This window comes from Deltaproteobacteria bacterium (genome assembly GCA_016234845.1).
Lineage (GTDB): Bacteria > Desulfobacterota > Deferrimicrobia > Deferrimicrobiales > Deferrimicrobiaceae > JACRNP01.
In genome coordinates, this window is the sequence record JACRNP010000135.1 from 1 (window position 1) to 4,906 (window position 4,906).

The window sequence follows — 4,906 nt, forward strand, 5'->3', positions numbered from 1 at the left end:
AGCGACATCCTGTCCGGATCGCCCGCGAAGATCCCGGTGACCATCGGGTCGATCAGCTTCTCCAGCGCCTCGGGCCCCAGCCGCCTGCGCGCGAACTCCCCGAGCGACTCGTCCACCCCGCGCGGCGCCGCGGGCGCGAACAGCTCCCCGAGGATGCGGAGCCTCCCCGGAAGGGAGAGGAGCTTGGACCGGAAAAAGGCGGGCGGGGTCTCCGGGAGCCGGTGGAGCGTCCCGCCGGAGTAGATGAACCGCTTGCGGGCGAGGTCGGAGGAGCGCGACAGCCGCCCCTCGATCCCGAGCTCACGGACCAGCTCCATGCCGAACGGCTTGTTCGTCAGGAACCCGTTGGGTCCCCACTCCATGTGGAAACCGTCCTGCCGGATCGTGCGCATCTTCCCGCCGGGCACGGCTTCCGATTCCAGCAGGAGGATCTCCGCCTCGTTCCCCGCCTCGGCAAGATGGCGAACGAGGTAGTGCGCGGTGCAAAGCCCCGAGAGACCCGCTCCGACGATGACGATACGAGGCATCCGGTCACTCCGCCTTCAGCACGATGTCCTTCAGGGCGTCGATGAACCCGGGAGAGTCGTTCAGCGCGGGCGCCCGCAGGAACGATTGTATACCCGCCGAGCGCGCGTGGGCGGCGAGGCGGATGTCCAGCTCGTGGAGCGTCTCGACGTGGTCGGAGACGAAGCTCACCGGCACGACGACCAGCGTCCTCACCCCCTCGCGGGCCAGCCGCGTCACCTCGGAGACCGTGTCGGGGGAAAGCCATGCGGCCCGCCCCGCGCGGCTCTGGTACGAGAGGCCGTGCGGCACCCCGGGGAAGCTCCGCATCACCGCCGCCACCGTCCGCTCCGTTTCCGCCCGGTACGGGTCGCCCGCGTCGATCAGCGCCTGCGGGACGCCGTGGGCGCTGAAGAGGAGGAACATCGACTCGCGGTCCGCCGCCCGGATCGCCGCGGAGACCGTCTCCGCGAGCGCGGCGACGTATTTCGGGTGGTCGGGGTAGGAGCGGACCTCGGTCACCGGGAAGGAGCAGCCGGCCCACGACAACCACCGTCGCAGGTCCGAAAGGCTGGAACCGGTCGTCGCGGCGCAATATTGCGGGTAGAGCGGCAGGGCGATCGCCCGCGTCACCCCGTCCTCCTTCATCTCGAGGGCGGCGTGCTTGGCCAGCGGATGCCAGTATCGCATCGCCACGTACACCTTGAAGGGGGCGCCCGTCGCCTCCAGCGCCTCCTGCAGGGCGTACCGCTGCGCCTCGGTCAGGGCCGCGATCGGGGACCCGCCGCCGATCTCCTCGTAGTAGCGTCGGACCTTCCGGGCTCGAAGCCCCGAGACGATCCAGGCGAAGAGCGGCTGCGTGACCGCGGCCGCTGGAAGGCGGATCAGCTCCCGGTCGGAGAACAGGCGCGCCAGGAACGGGCGGATGGCGGACAGGGAGTCGGGCCCCCCCATGTTGAGGAGGACGACTCCCGTGAGCGGGCCGGCGGATGGCAAGGACGAGGTCCCTCCGGGGCGAGCCCCCGCTTACGCCTTGCGGCCGAGCCGGTGGACCGCCTCGACCATCGCGATCGCGTGCTCCGGGTTGGTGGGCGGAAGGATCCCGTGCCCGAGGTTGAAGATGTGGGACGACGCCTTCTCCCCGCGCCGCAGCACGTCCCGCACGCAGTCGTCGATCTTCTCCGGCGGGTGGAAGAGCATCGTCGGGTCCATGTTCCCCTGGATCGCCTTGTCCTGCCCCACGACCATCGCGGCGACGTCGAGCGGGATCCGCCAGTCCACGGCGACCACGTCGACCGGGAGCGTCCGGATCGACGTGAGCAGCGTGGCGCAGTCGTTGGCGAAATGGATCACCGGGGCGCCGCTGCGTTTCAGCCCCGCCACCACCTGGCGGGTGTACGGCAGCGCGTACTCCTCGTAGTCGCCGGGCGTCAGGACTCCCGCCCACGTGTCGAAGATCTGCACCGCCTGCGCCCCCGCCGCGATCTGGGCGTTCAGGTAGGCGATCACGGTCTTCGTGATCTTCTCCATCAGCGACCGGTACACCTCCGGCGCCTGGTACATCAGTTTTTTCAGCTGGATGAAGTTCTTCGACGTACCGCCCTCGACGATGTACGACGCCAGCGTGAACGGCGCGCCGGAGAAGCCGATGAGCGGCACCTTCCCCTCGAACTCCCTCCGCAGGATCCGGATCGCCTCCATCACGAACGGGACCTTGTCCTCCGGGTCCGGGATCCGCAGGGAGTCGACGTCCCTCTGGTTCTGGATCGCCTTCCCCAGGAGCGGCCCCTTCCCGTCGTGGAACTCCAGCGGGACCCCCATCGCCTCGACCGGGATCAGGATGTCGGAGAAGAGGATCGCGGCGTCCACCCCGAGCCTCTCGACCGGCTGGATGGTGACCTGGGCCGCCAGCTCCGGGGTCTTGCACATCGTGAGGAACGAGTTGTTCCCCCGGATCTTCTGGTACTCGGGGAGGTACCGCCCCGCCTGGCGCATGATCCACACGGGCGTGACGTCGACCGGCTCGCGCCGGCACGCTTTCAGGAATCGGTATCCCGGCATGTTCCACCTCGGCAAAGGAGCGGGGGCGGCGAAACGTTCGCCTGCCCGCCTCCGGGGGATGCGGAGCAATTCACTACTTTACCCGCTCCGTCGCGGCCCTGTAAACCGCGGAGAGCGGAAAGGACGTCTATTTCGCGGATTTGCCCGCCTGGACCGCCTGGTTCAGCCGCTTGCGGGTCTTGATGGGCACGTAGTTGCAGAACGGCTCCTCCTCGAGGTAATCCTCGAGGACCGCGTCGGCCCGCGCGCGGCAGCCGCCGCAGACGTTGATGTATTCGCACTCGCCGCACCGCCCCTTGTACTTCTCGAACGCGCGGAGCGACTCGAACAGCTCGGACCGGTGCCAGATCTCCCCGAACTTCTGTTTCTTGACGTTCCCCGCCACCACGGGGAAGTAGGAGCACGGCTGGACGTTCCCCTTCGAGTCGATGAAGCAGATCGACTGTGCGCAGATGCACCCCTTGCCGCCGCCGGTGGAGAACGTCAGCGACCGGGGCTGGAACTTCTCCCCCTCCTCCTTCATCTTCTGGAGCCGCACCCGGTAGTAGTGCGGCGCGCAGGTGGGGCGGACCAGCATCTCCGTCTCCTGCTTCTCCATTTGGTAATGCCACTCGAGGATCTCCTCGTAATCCTCCTTGCTGATCAGCTCGCTCATGATCGCCTCGCCCCGCCCCGTGGGGACGATCATGAACATGTACCAGGCGTGGGCGCCGATCGACTTGGCCAGCTTGCAGGTGGCGGCGATGTCGTGCTGGTTCCGCTTGGTGAAGGAGGAGTTGACGATGAACTGCATCCCGTTGCGGTTGAAGACCTCCGCCGCCCGCAGCGTCGCCTCGAACGCCCCCGGCTGCTTCCGGAAGTCGTCGTGCACCGCCGCGGTGGAGCCGTCGAGCGACAGCGAGCAGATCCGGATCCCCGCCTCCTTCATCTTCCCGACGACCTCGTCGGTGACGAGCACGCCGTTGGTCGCGATGCACATCCGGAACCCTTTTTCGGTCCCGTACTTCGCGATCTCGAAGAGATCCCCGCGCAGGAGCGGCTCGCCGCCGGAGAGGACGAGCACCGGCTTCGACACCTCCGCGATGTCGTCGATGAGGCGCTTCGCTTCCTGCGTGCTGAAATCGGTGTCGTGCGACGTCATCGTGGACGACGCGCGGCAATGGATGCAGTTCAGGTTGCACCGCCCGGTCACTTCCCAGGCGATCCACTTCGGGATGAACTCTTCCGCGGCCAAGGTGTATCCTTTCTTTCGGGAAGCGGGTAATTGAAAATTATAACCTATCGGCGCCGGCGGTCGGCTTCGAACAACCGTTTCCCCCGGAGCGTCCAATGGATACGATGCGGCGGCTTCTCCCCATGTTCCTCGCGGCACTCCTTGCAGCGCCAGTCGCGGCGCGTTCGGCCGACTCCCGGGTGGAGCTGAAAAACGCCGATTCCATGTCGGTATCGGTCCCTCTCGGGACCGACAACGGGGTGACGAAGGAGAGCGATTTCGAGGCGGTCGCCTCCGACCACGGAACCGTTTTCCTGTACCCGTTCGAGCTGTTCGGCAACATGTTCTGGAGCCAGCCGCTCTCCGCGGGCTCCTTCTCCCGGCTTGTTCCGGGGGCCGTTGTGCGTCCCGCCGTGCGCTCCATCGAGGATCACCGGGCGGCGAGGAGGGCGGGGGATGCCCGAAAGGCGGAATTGAAGGAGCGGAAGGAAGAGGAGAGACGGGAGGCGGCGCGGAAGGAGGAGGCGGAGCTTCGGGAGGGGAAGGCGCGGCTTGCGGCGCGCGTAGACGAAATGAACGAGCGGATCGCCGCCGCGGAAAACGCGCTGGCCGACGAGGAGGGGCGGGCGGACTGGATCACCTCCTCCGAGGATCGGGACATCGACCGCGCGCTGCAGAACATCCAGGAGTACGGGGACCGGAGGGACGAGCTGCAGGAGCAGCGAAACGCCCTGGCGGGACAGCGTCCCTACCCGTCCGCGGAGGCCGGCCGCCTCTCCGCGGAGATCAAGCGATTGAACGACCGGATCGCGTCGGAGCGGGACACGATCCGCACCGCGCGGGACCGGAAGCGGTCCGCCCGGTCGACCTACCTGTCCCGCAAGCAGGATTGGCAGAAGCTGGTCGCGGAGCGGAACCGGCTCGCCGGGGAGATCCGTTCGATCGACCGGAAGATCCGGGAGCTGTCCGGGAAGTAGCCGCTTCCCGCGCTACTTCGCCATCTCGGCGTACTTCTTCGCGTTCGCCGTGTCGCCGATCCCTTCGTACGACTTCGACAGCAACGCGGCTCCCTGCTTCGTCGGGTACAGCTCCATCGACCGCGAAAGTTCGGAGAGCGCCGCCCGGTAC

General features: G+C 67.5%; 5 protein-coding genes. 1 reads left to right on the top strand and 4 read right to left on the bottom strand.

Annotation, left to right across the window (positions count from 1 at the left end):
- The 4 genes from hemG to HZB86_09615 all read right to left on the bottom strand — a co-directional run.
- On the bottom strand, positions 1 to 527 hold a 527-nt coding region (gene hemG, locus HZB86_09600), incomplete at its 3' end, for a protoporphyrinogen oxidase (GenBank protein ID MBI5905783.1).
- Positions 528 to 531: 4 nt separating this feature from the next.
- Positions 532 to 1,458 carry a ferrochelatase gene (gene hemH, locus HZB86_09605; GenBank protein MBI5905784.1) on the bottom strand — a complete coding sequence of 309 codons (927 nt, stop codon included), beginning with the start codon at positions 1,456 to 1,458 and terminating at the stop codon, positions 532 to 534.
- Positions 1,459 to 1,530: 72 nt separating this feature from the next.
- Positions 1,531 to 2,565: a uroporphyrinogen decarboxylase gene (hemE, locus tag HZB86_09610; protein MBI5905785.1), complete on the bottom strand. Its 1,035-nt coding sequence runs from the start codon at positions 2,563 to 2,565 to the stop codon at positions 1,531 to 1,533.
- 127 nt (positions 2,566 to 2,692) lie between these two features.
- A complete protein-coding gene (locus HZB86_09615) occupies positions 2,693 to 3,847 on the bottom strand; it encodes a radical SAM protein (protein ID MBI5905786.1) in 1,155 nt (384 codons plus the stop codon).
- Positions 3,848 to 3,903: 56 nt separating this feature from the next.
- Between HZB86_09615 and HZB86_09620 the strand changes: the two genes are divergently transcribed.
- Entirely contained in the window at positions 3,904 to 4,755 is an 852-nt protein-coding gene (locus HZB86_09620) for a hypothetical protein (protein ID MBI5905787.1), read from the top strand.
- The last annotated feature ends 151 nt before the right edge of the window (positions 4,756 to 4,906 follow it).